Here is a 19,105-nt window from a genome sequence, read left to right as displayed (position 1 = left end):
GAGAACATCTCGGCCTGGATCATCGCGTCGTGGTTGGCCTTGTTGAAGTCGCTCCACAGTGCGGACGCGCCGGTGGGGTAGACCTCGACGCCGTCCCCGGCGAGCGCGGTGAGTTCGCCCTTGAGCTCGTCGACGGCCTTGACCATGTCGTCGGTGCTGGCGTTGGCGCCGGCGATGAGGATGCCGGTGTGGCCGTCCGGGCTGATGGACATCCCGGGCTGGGGCGCGATCACCTCACCGAAGCGCGGATCGGCCCGGAACAGTGCCGTGGCCTCGCCGAGGACCTGCTGGACGGCGGGATCGGAGACTGGCTTGGTGTCCGAGTGCACGACCACCTGCACCGCGGCCGAGGAGTTCCCACCGAAATGTTCCTGCGCCAGCTCGCGGACCTGCACCGACTCCGAGCCGCTGGCCTGCCAGCCGGCGCCGGCCAGCGAACTGAACACGCTCGGGGCCGCGGCCCCGAGTGCGACCAGGGCGATCAGCCAGACCCCGAAGACCCAGCGCGCCCGGCCGGCCATCGCGGCGCCGAGCCGGCCCAGGATCCCGCCGAACTCCGCGCGTGGCGCGCCCGGTTTCGGCGCCGGTGACGGCGGTCGGTCCGCGGTCGCGACGTTCCTGTTGCTCACGATCGACTCTCCTTCGTTTATACCCATGGGGGTATACGACAATGTGCTCGACCATACCCCTGGGGGTATAGACCGAACCAGAGAGAAGCGTCACACGGACGAGGGGTGACCCGTGGCCGGGTCCGGGTCCTTCGTGCGCGGCGGCGCTACGGTGCCGGTTTCATCTGCATGCCGCCCAGCTCCACGAGGTATTCGTTCGTCGAATCGTCGTATCGCACGGAGTAGGTGGTGGGGTAGTAACCGGCCTTCGGGTAGGTCTGCGGCTGCTTGACCGCCCGGTCGAGCGTCGGTTTCGTCAGCAACCACTCGCGGGTCATCATCGGTTCCATGAACGTGTACGCGCCGTCCCACGACCCGGCCATGAAGGTCTCGGTGAAGTCGTAGGCGCCCGGCGCCATGTTCTCGGCGCCGTCGGTCCAGTGCAGGCCCATCTCCGGGACCGTGTTGAACAGGGCCGGCCCGGGCGGGGGCGCGTAGTCCTGTGGCATCGACTGTGCCGGAGGAAGATTCGAGGCACGAACGAGGTAGTCCAGCCGCATCGGGGTGATCTCGGAGACCGCGCGGGCGTCGATCATGTAGAAGTGCATGTCGAAGTGCGGCTTGGTGAACACCCCGTCGGGTCCGTGCCCGTGCGGATTCCAGTCCAGCACGAGATGCTCGAACACCGTCTTGTCCGCCTCGGGCGGCAGCGTCAGCGGGAACGGCTGCATCGTCATGCCGGGGCCGGCGTCGTCCGTCAGGCCGTCCAGGGCGGCGGCGGTCAGGCGGAATCCGACGCGGTCGGGGGTGCCGTCGTCGTTCAGGGTCACATAGGACCGGGCGGTTCCGTTGCCGACGTTGGTGGCGGGGCCGTAGTAGATTCCGGCCGCTCCGAGGTCCTTGACGCCGCCGGCGGTGACGAAGGCCAGGCTGGCGCACACGGCGAGGGTGACGGCCGATGCCTTGCGGCGAGGGTTGGCACGCATGGATGCACCTCGATCTGCGCTGGGCTGCACGGATCAGGGTACCGCCGGACGCGCCGCCAGCAGCGGAAATCCGTCGGACCGCCCGGATCCGGCCACTCGAGTCGGTCGTCCAGCAGGAACCTCGGGTCGGTCGGGGCAGCAACAGCTTTCGCGGCAACGTCGCGCGCTGCGGGATGATTTCCGCTACCTTGACCAGGAGCGGCACGCCCGCATCCCGTGGGTAGCCGCCCGAGGTGGGCCCATGAAGCTGCTCGCGACACTGGCTCTTTCGGTGGCCCTGTGCGGCCTGATCACCCCCGTTGCGACGGCCGAACCGCGGGGCACCCCACTGCGGCAGGCCGCGTCGGTGGACCGCGTCACCATGCTCACGGAACGCCGCGCCGCCGTGTTCGTGAACTCGCCCGCGATGGGTCGGGTGATCCAGGTGCAGGTCCTGCTGCCCACCGGCTCCACCCCTCGGCCGACCCTGTACATGCTCGACGGCGCGGGCGGTGGCGAGGAGTCCGACTACCGCGAGAGCACCTGGACACAGAAGACCGACGCCGTCGGCTTCTTCGCCGACAAGGACGTCAACGTGGTGCTGCCGGTCGGCGGCACCGGCAGCTACTACACGGACTGGAAACGCCCCGACCCGGCCCTCGGCGTCGACGAGTGGGAGACGTTCCTGACCGAGGAACTGCCGCCGCTCATCGACGCCCGCTTCCACGGCAACGGGGTCAACGCCATCGCCGGACTGTCGATGGGCGCGCACGCGGCGCTGAACCTGGCCACCCGCCATCCCGCGATGTACGGCGGCGTCGCGGCGTTCAGCGGGTGTGCCGACAACAGCCAGTCGAACTCGAAGCTCTCCGTGCGTGCGACGGTCGCGTGGAAGGGCGGCGACGCCGACAACATGTGGGGTCCGGACGGCGATCCCGACTGGGCGGCCAACGACCCGATGCGCAACGCGGAGGCATTGCGCGGCAAGGAGATCTACGTCGCCGTCGGCAACGGCGTCGCCGGACCGTCGGACAGCCCGACCACCACGGAGGGGCTCAGCGCGATCACCCTCGGCGCCGCGCTGGAGTCCGCCGCGCTGCACTGCACGCAGCTGTTCGACCAGCGCCTGCGGCAGCTGGGCGTCCCCGCGACCTTCCACTACCGGCCGAACGGCACGCATTCCTGGCCGTACTGGCAGCAGGACCTGCACGACGCGTGGCCGACGCTGGCGCGGGCGCTCGGCCGGTGACGGGTCAGGCCACGCGCGACTTCCAGATCGCCAGGCCGTCGCCGGTGGCGAACGCGAGGAACGCGTCGTTCTCGTTCGGGTCGCCGATGGTGATCCGGACCCCGTCCGTGCCGTAGGGGCGGACCAGCACGCCGGCCGCCGCACTGGCCTCGGCGAACTCGGCCGAGCGGTCGCCGAGCGGCAGCCAGACGAAGTTCGCGTTGGACGCGGGCACCTCGTAGCCGGCGCCGAGCAGGGTGTCGCGCATCCGGCGCCGCTCGGCGACGATCCCGTCGGTGCGGGCCAGCAGTTCGTCCGCGGCGGCGAGCGAGGCGATCGCGGCGGCCTGCGCGACCGTGCTGACGGCGAACGGGATGTGCACCTTGCTCAGCGCCGCGACGATCGCGGGGTCGGCGACCGCGTACCCGACGCGCAGGCCTGCGAGGCCGTACGCCTTCGAGAACGTGCGCAGCACAACGACGTTCGACCGGCCGTCGGCCAGTGCCACGCCGTCCGGGATCTGCGCGCCGGCCTGGTCGCCGGGCCGCATGTACTCGATGTACGCCTCGTCGAGGATCACCATGATGTGGTCGGGCACCGCGTCGAGGAATCGCTCGAGCGCGTCCTGCGGCACGGCGGTCCCGGTCGGGTTGTTGGGGTTGCAGACGAAGATCACCCGAGTGCGGTCGGTGACCGCCGCGAGCATCGCGTCGAGGTCGTGCACGTGGTCGGCGGTCAGCGGCACCTGGACCGGGGTGGCGCCCGCGACCCGGGCCACCACGGGGTACACCTCGAACGCGCGCCACGCGAAGAGCACCTCGTCGCCGGGGCCCGCGGTGATCTGCACGAGTTCCTGGCACAGGCTCACCGAGCCACAGCCCGCGGCGACCCGGTCGACGCTGACGCCGAGCTTGTTCGCGAGGGCCTCGCGGAGGGCGACGGACCCGTTGTCGGGGTAGCGGTTCACCCCGAGCGCGGACTCGGTGATCGCGGCGGCGACGCTGGGGAGCGGTCCCGCCGTGGTCTCGTTGCTGGCCAGTTTGATGGCACCGGGGAACGTGCGTCCGGGCACGTAGGGGCTGATGTCGACGAGGTCGGGGCGGGTTCGCGCAGTCACGGCTGTCCATTATGCGCCGGTCCATCTACCGGCCGGTAGGGATTGCCGTTACCGGGCGAAAAGAAATTCGGGCGGCCCGGCCCGGACCGTGCCACAGTAGACGGTATGTCGGGAATATTCGCTGACAGTGCAGTGCTTCGCGCTGTCCTGGAGCGTCCGGACGCCGCTCCCGAACACGTGCCCCTGACGGCCGTCGAGCCGGACGGTCCCGCCCGCGGCGGCATCGTCGTCCTGCACGAGTCGCGGGAGTTCACCGATGCGCTGCTCGACCTGATGCGGCTGTTGGCCGGGGAGGGCTGGCTGACGGTCGCGCCGCACCTGTTCCATCGGCAGCCCGCGCACAGCGTCGCGGAAGTGTTCGGCGACAACCTGTTCGCCGACTTCGACGCCACTTTCGACTGGCTGGTCGCCCGCGGCGTGTACCCGGACTGCGTCGGCGTGCTCGGCTTCGACGACGCGGGTACCGCGGCGCTGCTGGTCGCCACCAACCGTCCGATCGGCGCGGCGGTGAGCGTCTCGGCCCGCGGGATCGTCGAGTCCCTCGCCCCGGACGCGCCCGCCCTGGTCGACGCGGCCGAGTCGCTGCAGGCGCCGTGGCTCGGGCTGTACGGCGACGACGATGCGCGCACTCCGCCCGATCAGGTCGAGCGACTGCGCGACGCGGTCGCACGGGCGCCGGTCGCGACCCACGTCGTCAGCTACCGCGGCCTCGAGCACCGGGCGGACGAGCCGCCGACCCTGCCCGAGGACGGTGACGACGCCGATCCCGCCGCGCAGGCCATCATGGACGCGACCCGCCGGATCTTCGACTGGTTCGACAGTAACCTGCGATAACGCGGACCTGACCAGCCGTTTTGCTTAACCGTCGGAGCGTGTGTAACCTTTCGATCCGGCGGTTCGAAAGGACCTGAGCCTAGGAAGCGTGCCAGAGCGGCCGAATGGGACTCACTGCTAATGAGTTGTCCTCCTCAAAGGGGACCGGAGGTTCAAATCCTCTCGCTTCCGCCACGCTGGTGCACGTAGGCCAGCACAACTGAAGACATGCGCCCGTAGCTCAACGGATAGAGCACTTGACTACGGATCAAGAGGTTAGGGGTTCGAATCCCTTCGGGCGCACAACAGGAAGCCCCTCACCCGCAGAAATGTGGGTGAGGGGCTTCCTCGTTCTGCATCGGCGGCCTGCCGGGGCGCTGGCCAGCGGGCGGTTCGACGAGCGCCGGTCCGAATCGGTGCGGCGGGCGACAGGGCGCGGAGGGTCGAGGAGCAGAATCGTCTGGATGAAGGTCGAGATTCTGTACTTCGCCGGGTGCCCGAACTGGCAGGACGCGGGCGAGCGGGTGCGGGCTGCGTCGGAAACAGCTGAGGTGCAGGACATCGAGATCGAGTATCGGCGAGTCGAGACGGACGACGAGGCCGCCGCGCTGCCGTTCGCTGGATCGCCGACGATCCTTGTCGACGGCGCCGATGCGTTCGACGACGCGGTCCCGGTGACCGAGCTGGCGTGCCGCCTGTATCAGACCGAGTCCGGGCTCGCGGGACTGCCGAGCATCGAGCAGTTGGCCGACTCGCTGCGCCGCAAGAGCGAGGCGGCGAGGCGTTGAGCCTGCTGTCCCGGCCGGTCACCCGCTGAGAGCGCTCGCGCTCACGAACCCTTCAAGAACCTGTAGTAGAACGCCGTGAACACCAGGACGATTCCGATGTTCACCATCAGCCGCGCCCAGAAGTGTTCCCGCAAGAACAGGACGTCCACAGCAACCACGACGGTTACCAGTGCGAGTACGTACAGCACGACGGTGGCCTGTCTTCCCATCCCCATTTTCTACTCGCCGATACGCGTGGGTTCTGGCGGATTTCTGGTTTGATCCCCTCCATGCGACCAGATGAGCAGTTGCCGCCGATTGCGCTGACGGCCCGCGATGCTGCGAACGTCTATCTGGAGTCCGACCGTGCGCCGGCCAACATCGTCAGCGTCTCGATCGTCGACGCCGCCGCACTCGACATCGACGAGGCGGCGGTGATCTCGTGGCTGCGCGATCGCCTCGACTGCTCGCCGATCTTCCGGCGCAAGCTGCAGCGGGCATTCGCTGACGTCATCTACCCGAGCTGGGTTGCGGATCCCGCGTTCGATGCCGGCAACCACGTGACCGTCGTTCACGCTTCGGACTGGGCTGGGGCTGAGCCTGTCATCCAATCCCTCGTCGCGTCACGAATGGACCTTTCGCGCCCCCCGTGGGACCTCACCGTCATCGGTGGTATTCGCGGCCTCGGGGACGGCCTTCCGGACAGGGCCACGGCACTTGTGTTCCGGTTCCACCACTCGATTGGCGATGCCGTGGTTACCGCTGCGACGGTTCGCCGGATGCTCACCGCCACACCTGAGCCGGCGCCGGTGCCGCCCTCGAGCGCTCGACGGAACCCCCTCGTCTCGGTGTTGCGGGCGCCACTCGACCTCGCGATGTACGTCCGGGCGATCGTCACCGCCCCGAAGTTGACACAGGCCGCGGCGGCGGGTGACTCGAATCCGGCTGGTCTCGACCCGGTCGTCACCCGGTTCAACAGGCGACTGGAGGGCGTACCCACTGTCGGGCTCGTCCACTTCGGCCTCGACGACATCCGCGCTGTCCGAGCTGCTGTCGAAGGAGCGACCGTCAACGATGTGGTGCTCACCGTCGTTTCCGGAGCACTCTCGAGCCTCCTGACCCGACTCGACGGCCCCGTGAACGGGCCTCTCGTTGCGACTATGCCGATCGCGGTGAACGACGGGGCCGGGACCGCCAACAAGTTCGCACTCGGGTGTGTGAACCTGCACGCCGACGTCGATGACCCCGTCGAACGCCTTCGCCAGATCCACGCGACCACCGCGGCCGAGAAGGTTCGTCAGCAGCATCCCGCTCTGGCTGAGCACCGAAGTCTCCCGAACTCGATTCCCGCATACGTGACCCGAATCGTCGGGTGGAAGAGCCGCCGCTCCACGGCGGCACCGCCGGCGTCCCATGTGACCATGATCTCGAACGTCCCCAGTCGGATGACGGATGCAACATTCATGGGCGCACCGGTGGTGGACCGGTTCGGCTTCCCGACCCTGAGCGACGGAGGTGGACTTGCGCACGGCGTTTCATCGATCGAACCGATCCTGGCCCTGACGTTCACAGCGGACAGCGCCGCACTGCCGGACGCCGCCGAGTACGAGGCGCTGCTCAGGGAGTCGTTCGCGGAACTTGCTTCGAAGGCGGCGAACTCGCTACGCGGCGAACGTGAATCGAGTTCCTGACCGAGACGGCGGTTGTCGCGGCGCGACCCGGGAGTCGCGCTCCGGAACCGAACTCGGGCCGCGCCCGACGCCTACGGCACCACGACCGCCCGGCCGCGAAGGGTGCCGGCGGACAGCCGCCGGTACGCCTCGACGCCGTTCTCCAACGAGAACTTCTCCACCGCGATGTCGAACACGCCCTGATGCGCGAGGTCGATCAGCTCGATGAGTTCGCTGCGCGAGCCCCAGTAGGGGGAGGTCACCGACGCCTCGTACGGGCTCTGCCCGAACCCGACCTTCGCGTGCGCCCGGCCGTCGCCGAGGCCGACGATCGTCACGTCCGAGGCGGTGCCCGCGACGCCCATCGCGATGTCGATGGTCGCCTGGTACCCGACGAAGTCCAGGACGAGTTCGGCGCCGGCCGGACCGGTGATCGCGCGGACCTTCTCGACCGCGGACGGATCGGACAGCACGGCCTCGTGCGCGCCGACGGACCGCGCGAACTCGAGCTTCTCCTCGTTCACGTCGAGCGCCACCACCCGCGCGGGCGAGAGGTGCCGCAGCAGCTCGATGGCCACGTGCCCGAGCCCGCCGGACCCGATCACGACGGCGGTCGAGCCGCCGCGCAGCTTGCCCAGCGACCGTTTGATCGCGTGGTACGGGGTCAGGCCGGCGTCGGTGAGCGGCACGGTCGCCACCGGGTCCAGGTCGCCGATGGGGACGAGGTGTCGCGGCGAGTCCACCACCATGTACTCGGCCAGCGCGCCCGGCGCGCCCAGCCCGGGTGGCCGGATCCCCAACTCGGCCGCGCGGGGGCAGTAGTTCTCCATGCCCTGCGCGCACTGCCAGCAGTTCCCGCAGCCCCACGGGCCGTACACCACGACATTCGTCCCGACGTCGATGCCGACCGCGCCGTCGCCGAGCTCGACCACGGTTCCCGCGCCCTCGTGCCCGAGCGTCAGGGGCAGTCCGTAGGGGTACTGCTCGGCGGGCAGGCCCATGATGAAGTCGTCGGAGTGGCAGACCCCGGCGGCGGTGATCTTCAGCAGCACCTGCCCCGGACCGGGGCTCGGCTTCTCGATCTCCCTGAGCTCGGGCTCGGCGCCGATCGTGGTGTACTGGATCGCCTTCATGCGACGCACCTCTCCGCTGCGGTCGCGCCCGGCCGGAGGTCGCCCGGATTGTGCGGGGCCGCTTCGCTGGTACGGCGTCGACGTTAGTCGCGGTAGGGGACCGCTGCGAGCGGGCGCCGGCTCACCAGCTGCAGCCGCAGACCCCCGCCAACGACCGGACCTGGTAGCACTCGGTGCACGCCTGGCCGTGCTCGCGCCGCCGACTGAGGTCGCGCTTCTGCGCCTTCGCCCGCATCGCGACCACCGACTGGGTCAGCGCGGCGGTGCCGCCGTCGGCGGGCAGGTCCGTCGCCCCGAAGTGCCGGTAGCAGCGCAGCCGCTCCTCTGCGGCGTGCCACTCGACGTCCGCGGGCGACTCGCCGTAGGTCGCCTCGACGGCCTTCGCGTACCCGTCGCCGACGCGTCCGTCGACGCTGCTCACGCACAGCGCCGAGAGCAGCGGTTCGCCGCGACTGCTGCATTCGAGTGCCACCTTGGCGAGGGTCTTGCCGATCCAGTTCTGCAGCAGATTGGAGGTGCGGACACCCGAGGAGGTCTGCACGGTCTCGGCGAGCTCCGGATACGTGGTCGTGCGCCGGTAGCCGCCCGCAACCTCCATCAACGCCCGTCGCGCTTCGGCAGCCCAGATCTCCTGGTTGTCGGCCATGGGTACCTCCTCGGTCTCTTGCCCGGTTCATCCGTTCGCGTTATCGGAGTGTTACCGCGGCCACGTTCCGGGGTCGCGCTGCAGGTAGAAGCTGACGTCGGGGTGCCGGCTCGGCACTCGCGCGGGTGCTCGGCGGGTCGGCGACGGCGACGCGGGGGCGCGGGTTGGTCGCCGCCGCTGCTGATCGAGTCCGCGTCGCTTACCGTAGTTGGGTGACCAATCCTGCTCAGGGCGCCGCGGCCACCGGATCCAGCTGGCCAGCGATCCTCACCTGGCGTGCGCAGTCGGCGCCCCGCATGGAGTCGGTGCGGGTGCAGTTGGTCGGAAATCGGATCAAGGCGGCCGGGCGGATCATCGGCGGCCACTGCGACGAGCACCCCGCATTCAGCGCCTCCTACGACTTGGTCACCGACGAGAACGGGGTGACCCGCAGGCTCTCGCTGCGCACCAGCCTCGCCTCCCGTGAGCGGCAGATCTCGATCAGCCGCGACGAGGAGGGCTACTGGATGGTCGAGGACGGCACCAACCACACCCGCTCCACCTTCGGCGGCGCACTGGACGTCGACGTGGTGCTCAGCCCGTTCTTCAACACGCTGCCGATCCGACGTTTCGGCATGCAGCACGACTCCGAGGACATCCAGGTCCCCGTCGTCTACGTGTACCTGCCCGACCTGAGCGTGCGGGCCGCGGACCTGACCTACAGCAGCGGTCCCGACGGCATCCACGTGCTCTCGCCGGTGTCGAGTTCGTCGGTCACGGTCGACGCCGACGGCTTCATCCTCGACTACCCCGGCCTCGCCGAGCGGATCTAGGCGCTGCGCGCCCGTGCGCGATTTTCACCCCCGGGGAGGGTGAGAATCGCTCACAGTGCGCGGAGCGCGCCGCCCCTGCGGCCGGCGTCCCGCAGGGCTTCCGCCCATCCGGGAGCGCCGATCTCGATGTCGGTGATGTCCCATCTGTCGAGGTCGTCGTGACGCCGCCGCGCCCGGTACCCCGCCTCGACCAACGCCTCGGTGCTGCCCGAGGTGGCCAGCGCGCGGCGGGCGTCGGTGAGCAGCGCCAGCGCCTCGTCCAGCGCGACCGTCAACGCCTGCGCGTTCGCCTCGCACATCGCGCGGACCAGCCCCGGCGCGGTGCCGGCGACGCGGCTGCCGTCCCGGTAGGAGCCGGCCGCCAACGCCAACGCCAGGTCCCCGCCGGACGCCGCGGTGACCGCGAGCGCCTCCGCCAGCAGGTGCGGCAGGTGCGAGATCCGGGCGACCGCCTGGTCGTGTTCGGCGGCCCCGGCGGGCACCACCACGGACCCGCAGTCGAGGGCGAGCCGAGCCACCCGCGTCCACGCCTCCGGGGCGGTGTCGTCCTCCGCCGCGACGACCCACACCGCGCCGCGAAACAGGTCGCCGTCCCCGGCCGACCAGCCGGACTGGGCCGTGCCGGCCATCGGGTGCCCGCCGACGAACCGGGCGGCCAGTCCGTGCCGACGGACCGCGTCGAGCACGGCGCCCTTGACGCTCACCACATCGGTGAGGACGCAGCCGGGGGCGCACCGTGCGACCTGCTCGAGCACCGGGTCGAGGGCGGGCTCGGGGACCGCGACCACCACCACCGCGTCCTCCCGGCGGGCCCGCTCGAGTGCCGCGACCAGATCGGTTCCGGCGTCGAATCCGTCGGCGACGGCCTCGTCTGCTGCGATGGCGGATCGGTTGTACCCCCAGGCCGTCCGGCCCGCAGCGACGGCGGCGCGCAGCAGCGAACCGCCGATCAGCCCGAGCCCGAGCACGCACACCGGTCGGTCAGTCGATTCAGCAGACACCCGGACAGGTTGGCACATTTGCCGCCGGACTTCATGAACGGGCCGCGGGCGGACTACGGTTGCCGCATGGCTGCTCAGCGCGCGGGTAACAACAGCGCCCCCTCGGACCAGTTCGAGGATCTCGAAGGCTTCGGCGTCGCGGTCGTCCTCGACGACGGCAAGTGGAAGTGCACGGCACTCACCGCGGCGGCGCTGACCAGCCTCGAGGCCGCCGAGACCGAGCTCCGGGAGATGCGGAGTTCGGGCGCGGTGTTCGGGCTGCTCGACGTGGACGACGAGTTCTTCGTCATCCTGCGTCCCGCGCCGACCGGGACCCGACTGCTGCTCTCCGATGCCACCATGGCACTGGACTACGACATCGCCGCCGACGTGCTCGAGGCCCTCAACATCGAGGTCCCCGACCTGGACGTCGACGAGATCGACGACGTGGAGCCGTGGGAGGAGGGCGACCTGAGCCTGCTCGCCGACCTCGGTCTGCCGGAGCCGGTGCTCGGGGTGATCCTCGCCGAGACCGAGCTGTACCCGGACGAGCAGCTGGGCATGATCGCGCAGCGCCTCGGGTTCGCGGGCGAACTGTCCGCCGTGCTCGACGTCCTGCCCCGGTAGATGTCGCCGGGGGTGGACCTGCGGGCCCGCGACGAGGCGATGATTCGCGCCGCGATCGAGGCCGCCCGCGCCGCCGACGCCGCGGACGTGCCGGTTGGTGCGGTGATCTACGACGCCGACGGCGTGGAACTGGCGCGGGCCGCCAACGCCCGCGAGGCCTCCGGCGACCCGACCGCGCACGCGGAGATCGTGGCGCTGCGCGCGGCGGCCCGGGTACACGGCGACGGCTGGCGACTCGAGGGCGCGACCCTGGCCGTCACCCTGGAGCCGTGCACGATGTGCGCCGGCGCGCTGGTCCTGGCGCGGGTGTCGCGGGTGGTGTTCGGCGCGTGGGAACCGAAGACCGGTGCGGTCGGCTCGCTGTGGGACGTGGTCCGCGACCGCCGGCTCACGCACCGACCCCAGGTCCGCGGTGGAGTGCTCGAATCCGAGTGCGCCGAGCTGCTCGAGGAATTCTTCCGCGGGCAGCGCTGACCACGCGATTTAGCGTCAGCGTCGAAGTCGGGTAAAGTCACCGGCGGTGGCGTGTCCGAGCGGCCTAAGGAGCACGCCTCGAAAGCGTGTGACGGGTAACCCCCGTCCGAGGGTTCAAATCCCTCCGCCACCGCCACGAAGACCCCCGACCGATAACCGGTCGGGGGTCTTCTGCGTATCGGGTCGGGCGCAGCGCACACCCGCCGTCGTGAACACCCACCGTGTGCGCCGGCGAAACCGGTGTGAGGTCGGCAGCGGGGGTGTGCCGTCGGTGGTGCGCTACGCGACCTCGGCGAGCGCCGCGTGGACCCAGCGGACCAGCTCCGCGCCCACGCGGTCCAGCGCCTGCACGTCACGCTGCGCCTTGGCGACCATGATCGCGCCCTCGATGGTCGCCACCGCGGTGGTCGCGAGCGACGCGGCCCGGTCCGGGGTCAGCCCGCGACGTTCGAGCCCCGCGGCGATGACGGTCTCCCAGGAGGTGAACGCCCCGCCCGCGACGGTTCGGGCCGCGTCGAAGTCGCCGCCGGCGAGTGCGGCGGCCGCGACGGGGCAACTCGCGCCGAAGTCGGAGTCCAGCAGCTGACGGCGGAATCCGTCGACGATCGTCAGCAGGGTCTCGCCGGGTTCGCGCTGCTCGAGGTTCGCGGCGATCGTCGCGCTCATCAGCTCGCCCGCCATCCGGGTGGCCTCCTCGGCGAGCTGCGCCTTGCCGCCCGGAAAGTGGTGGTAGATCGAGCCGCGAGGCGCCTGGGAATGCGTGATGACGTCGGCGAACGAGGTCGAGTCGACGCCGCGTTCGCGAAAGAGCGTCACCGCGCTCGCCAGCATCCGGTCGCGGGTGGTGCCGCCTTGTTTCACGTGGTTGCCTCACTCCCTCTCGCCGCCGAGGATAGCGGTGCGGCCGATCCGGGATCGTGCGCTGCGCCCCGTCGGCGAGGTGGCGGATCGATCGCCGTGGCCACCGCGAGGCAGGCGAGCGCCGCGACGTCCACCGCCAGCACTCGCGACGACTGCTCGTTGGTGTGGCCGATCGCGGCGGCCAGCGCGACGTAGCTGCCCATGCTCGTCGCGGCGGCGGTGGTGGCCGCACCGCGCAGCGCCGGTGCGAAGGCGGCGACGACGAGGCCGCCGCCGACCGTAGCGAGCAGGACGGCGCGGTGGCGCAGCAGCAGCTCGAGGTCGGGTCCGGCGACCGGCGCCCCGTACAGGGCCTCGACCCGCGCCGCGGACACCACGCCCACGCCGGGGGCCAGATTGACCAGCCCGACTCCGATCAACAGTCCGCGTGCAATTCGCTTCGCCCACATGATGTCTTCCCTTCCTCCGGCGGTGGTTGTGCCAGCATGTCCGGTGTGAGCAGGCGTCCGCTTCCAGAAACGTGCGGTGGGCCGACGGTGTGGCTGTGGTGCGGGCACGCGATCTACCTGGGCCCGTCGCTGCGGCTCGCGCCGCACTCGACCTCGGTGTACTGCCTGGTCGTCGGACTCGACGCCCCGTTCGTGCTGCGGGTGCCCGGGTGCCCCGACGTGACGCTGCGCTCCGCGCTGGTCCCGCCCCGGTCGGAGCACCAGGTCGTGGCGGTGGGTCGGCGAATGATGTTCTGCTACTTCGATTCCAGCTCGTCGCGCGCGGGCCGCTGCCGGGACCGGATGTCGGGGGCGATCGGTGCGTTCGCGGTCGACCATCGCGACGAGGCTCTCCTGATCGCACTCGGTACGGGTCCGCGCCCCGACTCGTACGGAATCCTGGCCTGCGCGAGCGGGGCGGTCGCCGGCCGGATCGACGGCCGGATCGACGGGGTGACCCGGACACTCCGCGCGCACCCGTCGGCGACGGTGTCGGCCGCCGAGTTCGCGCAGCTCGCCGGACTGTCGCGCCCGTACTTCCTGCGACTGTTCGCCGCCGAGGCCGGCACCAGCTTCCGGCGGTACCGGCTGTGGGCGCGGATGCTGCAGGTCGCCGCGGCGACCTCGAAGGGCGCGGACCTCACTCGCGCGGCGGCCGACGCGGGCTTCGCGACGCCGTCGCACTTCAGCGACGCCTTCCGTCGAATGTTCGGGCTCAGTCCCTCCGCGCTGCTCGGCGCGGGAACCGAGATCGTCATCGAGGACGGCGGCTGAATTCCGGCCGTGCGAAGGTCTTCGGTGCCGTACGTCCTCGCCCCGGCCACTATCCTGCCCCTATGCGAAGGCGCTGGTGGGTCCTCGGTGCGGTGGTGGTCGTGGCGGTGCTCACGCTGCTCGTGGGCCCGTGGGTGTACGGCACGTGGATCGCGACGGACGACGCCCCGGCGGCCTCCGTCTCGACCTCCGGGGCGCAGGCCGCGACCGGCGACGTGAACGGCAGCTGGCGGGTGGACGCCGGGACCGCCCCGAACGCGACCGCGGCCGGCTACACCGTGCACGAGATCCTCAACGGTGCGTCGGTCACCGTCGTCGGGACCACCGACGAGGTCGACGGGCACGCCACGGTCGAGGCGGGCAAGCTCACCGCCGCGACGGTCACCGTCCAGGTCAAGGGCATCAGTACCGGCAACGCGCGCCGGGACGGCCAGTTCGCGGGCAACGTCATGTCGGTCGGCACGTATCCGACCGCACGCTTCACCCTCGACCAGCCGGTCGACCTGTCCGCGCTGCCCACCGACGGCTCGGCCACGACCGTTCCCGCGTCCGGCTCGCTCGAACTGCGTGGGGTCTCGCGCCCGGTCACGGTCGGCGTCGAGGTGCTGCACTCCGGTCAGGCCCTGATCGCGTCCGGCTCGATCCCGGTGACGTGGACGGACTTCGGCGTGCAGCCGCCGTCACTCGCGTTCGTCACCGTGGACGATGCCGGCACCGTCGACTTCCTCGTACACCTGGACAAGGTCTAGGGAGTCCATCCCGGCGGGCCGAAGACGTACCCGATCCGCTCCCGCCAGGACCCCGCGCCTCGCACGTCGCGGGCGATTGCCGCGTACTCGTGCGCCTGCAGGGTGAGCACGTTGTAGGTGCCGACAGGCTTCGTCAGACCGTATGTCGGCCGGTGTGTTTCGCGCTCGAAGGTACCGAACAGGCGGTCCCACAGGATGAGGATGCCGCCGTAGTTCTTGTCGAGGTACTCCGGATCGCAGCCGTGGTGCACGCGGTGGTGCGACGGGGTGTTGAAGACGAACTCGATCGGCCGGGGCAACCGGTCGATGCGCTCGGTGTGCACGAAGAACTGGTAGACGAGACTGACGCTGAACCCGACGAACACCATCCACGGGGGTATCCCGATGAGCGGCAACGGGATCCACATGAGGATCTCGCCGCTGTTGTTCCACTTCTGGCGCAGTGCCGTGGAGAAGTTGAAGTACTCGCTCGAGTGGTGCGCCTGATGGGTGGCCCACACGATCCGCGCGCGATGTGCGATCCGGTGGTACCAGTAGTACAGCAGGTCCACGCCGACGATCAGGATCACCCAGGTGTACCAGGCGTCGGCCGGCAGGTGCCACGGTGCCAGGTAGGCGTAGATCGCGGCGTACCCCACGAGCGCGAGGGCCTTCCACGCCGCGCTGGTGAAGATGGACACCGCCCCCATCGAGATGCTGGTGCGGGCGTCCCGGGTGTCGTACCCGGCCCTCGGCGGGATCGCCCGTCCGTCGGCGTCGACTTCGGGCTCGGCGAGGTATCGCGCCGCGGACCACTCGAGCGCGAGGAACAGTACGAAGAACGGAATGGCGAACGCGACCGGGTCGCGCAGCGGCCGTGGCAGCGAGTTCCAGAACTCCGGGACGAATTCGAACATCCCTGCAGTGTGGACCTCGGGCGCGACTCGATCCAGACCCCCGCGCCGGTGCCCGCCCGGGGCAGCCGTCGCGACGCGCCGCGGACGCCGCGGGTTCCCCTGTGGACAAGTGCCTGTGCACAGGCGTTGACGTGCACTTTTCGGTGCTAGCTTTCGGTCGTTCGGCACGGAAGTCGAACCATCCGGGGGGAGATCGCATGTCAGAACGAATCAGTGCGGACGTCGTCGCCGCCGGGTTGCTCGCGTCCGACGGCGGCAGCTGATGCGTCCGACACTCGACCAGTTGCGCGGCTGGGACCCCGCAGCGCTCGCCGTCGCCGCGCACCGGCTCACCGCGGCGAGCCGGGCGTACTCCGACGCCGCCGGGGCTGCGAACCGTCTGGTCGACGACTCGGCCGGGTACTGGGCCGGGCTCGCTGCGGCGGGGGCCCTGGAGCGGTCCGGTAGGGAGTTCGACGAGGCGACACGGGTTTCCGGTGTTGCCGAGCGGATGTCGGTGAGCCTGCAGTCGGGAGCGGCATCGATCGGGTCGGCGCGCGCCACCGCGCTGGAGGTGGCCGAACGCGCGAGCACGGACCTCGGGTTGCACGTCACCGGCGACGGTCGGGTGAGTGCGCCGCGGGTCCCGTGGACGAGCGCACTGGTGACGGGTGCGCTCGTCCAGGCGCGGCTGAACGAGGCGGCGCGGGTGTGCCAGGCGAGGTTGTCGGCCGCGCTCGACACCGTCGACGAGGCGGATCGGGTTCTCGCCGGGGAGCTGCGCCGGGGAACCGACGAACTCTCGCTCGCCCCGCGCGGTCCCGCCTCACCGCCGTCGAAAGAGTGGACACCCGAAGAGAATTCGCGCTACTGGTCGGATCTGTCCGAGGAGCAGCGGCGGTGGGTGCTCGCGGAGCATCCGGAGTGGGTCGGCAATCGCGACGGGATTCCGGCGCATGTGCGCGACGAGGCGAACCGGGCGGTGCTGGCGGCGAATCGGCAGCGGCTCGAACGTCTGATTGAGCAACTGCGTTTCGGTGCAGTGGAATTCGGGAGGGGCGGGGTTTCGGGGCAGCTGATCTGGGCCGCGGTCGCCGACGCCGGCACCCGCCTCGGCGAGATCGCTGCGGTGGAGCGGACTCTCGGCCGCTCGGATCGGCATCTGCTGGTGTACCGGGAAGCCGGCGAGCACGTCCAGGCGGCCGTCGCGGTCGGCGACGTGGATGCTGCCGACCACGTGGCGGTGTACACGCCGGGAGTGAACGCGAACGTCGCCGACGGTCTCGAGGGCTATACCGCGGCGGCGGAGCGGCTCGGCGCCGAGGCCGCGCGTCAGCTCGACGCCGACGGACGTGGCTCCGAGACGGTCGCGACCGTCGCTTGGCTGGACTACCGTGCCCCGCAACTGGATCCGGACCGGCCCCTGTCCACCGCGACCGATGTCGTCCGCGATCTCGGTGGCCTGCGCGGCGCTACGGACGGGGCCAGGCGACTGGCGTCCTTCCTCTCCGGCATCACCGCCGCGCGAGCGGACGACCCCCACCTGACCGTGCTCGGGCACTCCTACGGGTCGACCACCACCGGTCTGGCCCTACTGCACGGCGGCACGGGGGTGGACGACGCGGTCTTCCTCGGTTCTCCCGGGATCGGAACCGACCGGGCCGGAGACCTCGACCTCGCGCCCGGTCACGTGTACGTCGCCGAGGCGCACGGCGATCCGGTGGCCGATCTCGCCGCCTTCGGCACGGATCCGAACCGGATGGACGGCGTGACCAACCTGTCCACCTCGGCGGCGACGACGGCCGACGGTCGGTCGCGTGCCGGCGCGCAGGGACACAGTCAGTACCTCGACGACGGGACGCTCAGTCTGTACAACCTCGGCGCCGTCGTCGGTGGCCTGCCCGGGCACCTCGTCGAAGGCACCGACGAGGGGATCGCGGACCGCATTCCCGGATCCCTCCTGAACAGGCTGCGGGAGAAGGTCTTCGGTGGGGGACCGCGCCTCGGCGACCTGGCGGGTCTGCCCGGCGGGCTTCGGCTGCCCACGCCCACCGGCGCCTTCTGATGCGCGAGAGGAGAGCAGTCATGAGAGCTGGCAGGCGATGGGCGGTGGTCGCGGTGGTCGCGGCGACGGCGGCAGGCTGTGCGGCGACCGGTGGCGGTCATCGCGTCGACGGCGCGGAAGCCGCACGGCGTACTGCAGTCCTGGCGTCGCGGGTCTCGCTCGAGGAGGCGGCCGCGTACGCCGAGTCGACGGGCGAGGCGATTCGCGGCGCGATCTCGGTCGCGGTGCCGGTGGGGACGTGGCGTCCGAACCGACCACCCTCGGGCGCCGGGAACTGCACCGGCTTCACCCACACCCCCGGACAGTCGAGGACCACCGGCACCTGGCTGATCGACGGTGGCATCCCCGACGACCTGTGGCCGGACGCCGTCGCCGCGCTGCGATCGGTCACCGACCGCCGCGGCTACGGCGCCCCGGTCGTCGCGGTCGACCGCCCGAGCGACCACGCGCTGCGTGTCTACGGCCCCGGCGGCGCGTACGTGTGGTTCGGCACCGGGAAGAACGGGGTGCTCGACGTGACCACCGCATGCCACCTGCCGGCGTCGACGCCACCGGGGCCGGTTCCCGTGGTCGGAGCACGATGACGCCGAATGCACTGGGCCACAGGGTGCAGCGAGCCCAGCGCCGGATGGACGAACTGCGCGCGGAGGTCGAGGCGGGCGGCGGTCTGGTGCGGCTGACGCTCACGGCCGACTGCCGGCTGGTCGGGCTCGAACTCGCCCCTCGCGTGCTCGATCTCGGCGCCGAGCGGGTCGCCGCCCTGGTGACGGAGGCGCACGAGCGGGCGCACGCGGCCGTCCGTCGCGCCGCCGATGCGGTGCTGGTCGACCTGACCGGCGACCCGCTCGTGGCCCGCGCGCTCGACGCCGCGCAGCGCATCGGCGCGGACGGACCCGACGCGTGCGACGCGGGGGACTGCGAGAGCAGGATCCCGCTTCTGGTGGATCCGCTCGGCCGTGACGACTGAATTCGACCCTGCGACACCGGGTATTCACCCCCCGGCGTGCGGGAAATAGGGTTAGACCCCACAATGGCCGGGTGAAACGCACCGTGACCGCCCTCGCCCTGGGGGCCACCCTCCTGCTCGCCGGCTGCAGCTCGGACGACAGCTCCTCTTCCGCCGCCGCGACCTCCGCCGCACCCGCCGCGACCTGCCCCGCGGACGCCACCAACGACGATCCGACGGCCACCGTCATCGCCAAGACCGCGACGCTGCCCGCGGGGGTGACCGTCGACGGTGCCTCCACCAAGATCGACGGCGAGAAGATTCAGGTCACGGTGCGCCTGTGCGGAAGCGATCTGAAGGGTGACTCGCTGAAGACCGCGGCCACGGCGGTCGCGACCCCGGTCAAGGACTCGCTGCTCGCCAACTCCCTCGGTGTGCTGAATGTTCAGGTGGTCGGCGGAGATTCGGTCCACAGCACCGACTTCCAGACCTGGAACAGCTAGGGCG

At 70.8% G+C, this 19,105-nt stretch carries 23 protein-coding genes and 3 tRNA genes; 16 read left to right on the top strand and 10 right to left on the bottom strand.

The genetic code is table 11. The features are described from left to right. Both ACFXGJ_RS18715 and ACFXGJ_RS18710 read right to left on the bottom strand, forming a co-directional pair. Positions 1-656: MMPL family transporter (locus ACFXGJ_RS18715; RefSeq protein ID WP_378623045.1), on the bottom strand; the 656-nt coding region annotated here is incomplete at its 3' end. Positions 657-775: 119 nt separating this feature from the next. Next, entirely contained in the window at positions 776-1,594 is an 819-nt protein-coding gene (locus ACFXGJ_RS18710) for a DUF5602 domain-containing protein (RefSeq protein WP_378623042.1), read from the bottom strand. A 241-nt stretch (positions 1,595-1,835) separates the two neighbouring features. On the opposite strand from ACFXGJ_RS18710, the gene ACFXGJ_RS18705 reads away from it, so the two are divergent. Beyond that, positions 1,836-2,822 carry an alpha/beta hydrolase gene (locus ACFXGJ_RS18705; protein ID WP_378623040.1) on the top strand — a complete coding sequence of 329 codons (987 nt, stop codon included), beginning with the start codon at positions 1,836-1,838 and terminating at the stop codon, positions 2,820-2,822. A 4-nt stretch (positions 2,823-2,826) separates the two neighbouring features. On the opposite strand, the gene hisC is transcribed toward ACFXGJ_RS18705, so the two are convergent. Next, a complete protein-coding gene (gene hisC, locus ACFXGJ_RS18700) occupies positions 2,827-3,918 on the bottom strand; it encodes a histidinol-phosphate transaminase (protein WP_378623037.1) in 1,092 nt (363 codons plus the stop codon). Between the two features lie 105 nt (positions 3,919-4,023). Between hisC and ACFXGJ_RS18695 the strand changes: the two genes are divergently transcribed. From ACFXGJ_RS18695 to ACFXGJ_RS18680, 4 genes are all read left to right on the top strand, one after another. Continuing rightward, on the top strand, positions 4,024-4,752 hold the full coding sequence (locus tag ACFXGJ_RS18695) for a dienelactone hydrolase family protein (RefSeq protein ID WP_378623035.1): 729 nt from the start codon (positions 4,024-4,026) through the stop codon (positions 4,750-4,752). A gap of 82 nt (positions 4,753-4,834) precedes the next feature. Further along, positions 4,835-4,926: transfer RNA gene (locus tag ACFXGJ_RS18690), tRNA-Ser, on the top strand. Between the two features lie 35 nt (positions 4,927-4,961). Continuing rightward, positions 4,962-5,034, top strand: a tRNA-Arg gene (locus tag ACFXGJ_RS18685). Between the two features lie 161 nt (positions 5,035-5,195). Continuing rightward, positions 5,196-5,519, top strand: a complete 324-nt coding sequence (locus tag ACFXGJ_RS18680) for an alkylmercury lyase (protein WP_378623032.1) — start codon at positions 5,196-5,198, stop codon at positions 5,517-5,519. 41 nt (positions 5,520-5,560) lie between these two features. Here the strand turns inward: ACFXGJ_RS18680 and ACFXGJ_RS18675 are convergent, their stop codons facing one another. Continuing rightward, positions 5,561-5,728 carry a hypothetical protein gene (locus tag ACFXGJ_RS18675; protein ID WP_378623028.1) on the bottom strand — a complete coding sequence of 56 codons (168 nt, stop codon included), beginning with the start codon at positions 5,726-5,728 and terminating at the stop codon, positions 5,561-5,563. A 60-nt stretch (positions 5,729-5,788) separates the two neighbouring features. Here ACFXGJ_RS18675 and ACFXGJ_RS18670 point away from each other — a divergent pair, with 60 nt between their 5' ends. After that, complete coding sequence (locus ACFXGJ_RS18670; RefSeq protein WP_378623024.1) at positions 5,789-7,189, top strand: wax ester/triacylglycerol synthase domain-containing protein; 1,401 nt, start codon at positions 5,789-5,791, stop codon at positions 7,187-7,189. Positions 7,190-7,260: 71 nt separating this feature from the next. Here ACFXGJ_RS18670 and ACFXGJ_RS18665 read toward each other — a convergent pair whose 3' ends face one another. Further along, positions 7,261-8,301 carry an NAD(P)-dependent alcohol dehydrogenase gene (locus tag ACFXGJ_RS18665; protein ID WP_378623020.1) on the bottom strand — a complete coding sequence of 347 codons (1,041 nt, stop codon included), beginning with the start codon at positions 8,299-8,301 and terminating at the stop codon, positions 7,261-7,263. 121 nt (positions 8,302-8,422) lie between these two features. Further along, the gene (locus ACFXGJ_RS18660) at positions 8,423-8,947 is read right to left on the bottom strand and encodes a hypothetical protein (protein WP_378623017.1); all 525 of its coding nucleotides are present in this window, start codon (positions 8,945-8,947) and stop codon (positions 8,423-8,425) included. 212 nt (positions 8,948-9,159) lie between these two features. On the opposite strand from ACFXGJ_RS18660, the gene ACFXGJ_RS18655 reads away from it, so the two are divergent. Beyond that, entirely contained in the window at positions 9,160-9,759 is a 600-nt protein-coding gene (locus ACFXGJ_RS18655) for a putative glycolipid-binding domain-containing protein (protein ID WP_378623012.1), read from the top strand. A gap of 50 nt (positions 9,760-9,809) precedes the next feature. On the opposite strand, the gene ACFXGJ_RS18650 is transcribed toward ACFXGJ_RS18655, so the two are convergent. Continuing rightward, positions 9,810-10,778, bottom strand: coding sequence for a prephenate dehydrogenase (locus tag ACFXGJ_RS18650; RefSeq protein WP_378623009.1), 969 nt, complete (start codon positions 10,776-10,778; stop codon positions 9,810-9,812). 48 nt (positions 10,779-10,826) lie between these two features. On the opposite strand from ACFXGJ_RS18650, the gene ACFXGJ_RS18645 reads away from it, so the two are divergent. The 3 genes from ACFXGJ_RS18645 to ACFXGJ_RS18635 all read left to right on the top strand — a co-directional run bounded on the left by ACFXGJ_RS18645 (position 10,827) and on the right by ACFXGJ_RS18635 (position 11,976). Next, positions 10,827-11,366, top strand: a complete 540-nt coding sequence (locus ACFXGJ_RS18645) for a tRNA adenosine deaminase-associated protein (RefSeq protein ID WP_378623007.1) — start codon at positions 10,827-10,829, stop codon at positions 11,364-11,366. A gap of 39 nt (positions 11,367-11,405) precedes the next feature. Then, complete coding sequence (locus ACFXGJ_RS18640; protein WP_378623048.1) at positions 11,406-11,840, top strand: nucleoside deaminase; 435 nt, start codon at positions 11,406-11,408, stop codon at positions 11,838-11,840. A 45-nt stretch (positions 11,841-11,885) separates the two neighbouring features. After that, a tRNA-Ser gene (locus tag ACFXGJ_RS18635) sits at positions 11,886-11,976 on the top strand. Positions 11,977-12,119: 143 nt separating this feature from the next. Here the strand turns inward: ACFXGJ_RS18635 and ACFXGJ_RS18630 are convergent. Beyond that, the gene (locus ACFXGJ_RS18630) at positions 12,120-12,701 is read right to left on the bottom strand and encodes a TetR/AcrR family transcriptional regulator (RefSeq protein WP_378623004.1); all 582 of its coding nucleotides are present in this window, start codon (positions 12,699-12,701) and stop codon (positions 12,120-12,122) included. Further along, positions 12,698-13,150, bottom strand: coding sequence for a hypothetical protein (locus ACFXGJ_RS18625; protein ID WP_378623001.1), 453 nt, complete (start codon positions 13,148-13,150; stop codon positions 12,698-12,700). Before ACFXGJ_RS18625 ends, ACFXGJ_RS18630 begins: the two co-directional genes overlap by 4 nt. 45 nt (positions 13,151-13,195) lie before the next feature. Here ACFXGJ_RS18625 and ACFXGJ_RS18620 point away from each other — a divergent pair, with 45 nt between their 5' ends. Both ACFXGJ_RS18620 and ACFXGJ_RS18615 read left to right on the top strand, forming a co-directional pair. Then, complete coding sequence (locus ACFXGJ_RS18620) at positions 13,196-13,963, top strand: helix-turn-helix domain-containing protein (RefSeq protein WP_378622999.1); 768 nt, start codon at positions 13,196-13,198, stop codon at positions 13,961-13,963. Between the two features lie 62 nt (positions 13,964-14,025). After that, complete coding sequence (locus tag ACFXGJ_RS18615) at positions 14,026-14,712, top strand: YceI family protein (RefSeq protein ID WP_378622996.1); 687 nt, start codon at positions 14,026-14,028, stop codon at positions 14,710-14,712. Here ACFXGJ_RS18615 and ACFXGJ_RS18610 read toward each other — a convergent pair. Beyond that, positions 14,709-15,608 carry a sterol desaturase family protein gene (locus ACFXGJ_RS18610; RefSeq protein WP_378622993.1) on the bottom strand — a complete coding sequence of 300 codons (900 nt, stop codon included), beginning with the start codon at positions 15,606-15,608 and terminating at the stop codon, positions 14,709-14,711. The genes ACFXGJ_RS18615 and ACFXGJ_RS18610 overlap by 4 nt on opposite strands. Before the next feature lie 262 nt (positions 15,609-15,870). On the opposite strand from ACFXGJ_RS18610, the gene ACFXGJ_RS18605 reads away from it, so the two are divergent. The 4 genes from ACFXGJ_RS18605 to ACFXGJ_RS18590 all read left to right on the top strand — a co-directional run bounded on the left by ACFXGJ_RS18605 (position 15,871) and on the right by ACFXGJ_RS18590 (position 19,101). Then, a complete protein-coding gene (locus tag ACFXGJ_RS18605; RefSeq protein ID WP_378622990.1) occupies positions 15,871-17,652 on the top strand; it encodes an alpha/beta hydrolase in 1,782 nt (593 codons plus the stop codon). A 20-nt stretch (positions 17,653-17,672) separates the two neighbouring features. After that, positions 17,673-18,236: an LppA family lipoprotein gene (locus ACFXGJ_RS18600; RefSeq protein WP_378622987.1), complete on the top strand. Its 564-nt coding sequence runs from the start codon at positions 17,673-17,675 to the stop codon at positions 18,234-18,236. Beyond that, complete coding sequence (locus tag ACFXGJ_RS18595) at positions 18,233-18,619, top strand: YbaB/EbfC family nucleoid-associated protein (protein ID WP_378622983.1); 387 nt, start codon at positions 18,233-18,235, stop codon at positions 18,617-18,619. Before ACFXGJ_RS18600 ends, ACFXGJ_RS18595 begins: the two co-directional genes overlap by 4 nt. A 71-nt stretch (positions 18,620-18,690) precedes the next feature. Beyond that, a complete protein-coding gene (locus ACFXGJ_RS18590) occupies positions 18,691-19,101 on the top strand; it encodes a hypothetical protein (RefSeq protein ID WP_378622980.1) in 411 nt (136 codons plus the stop codon). Positions 19,102-19,105 lie beyond the last annotated feature (4 nt).

Source organism: Rhodococcus sp. NPDC059234 (assembly GCF_042754225.1).
Classification (GTDB): Bacteria; Actinomycetota; Actinomycetes; order Mycobacteriales; family Mycobacteriaceae; genus Rhodococcus_G.
Note: the sequence above shows the minus strand (reverse complement) of the source record. Positions and strands in the feature narration are given on the sequence as shown.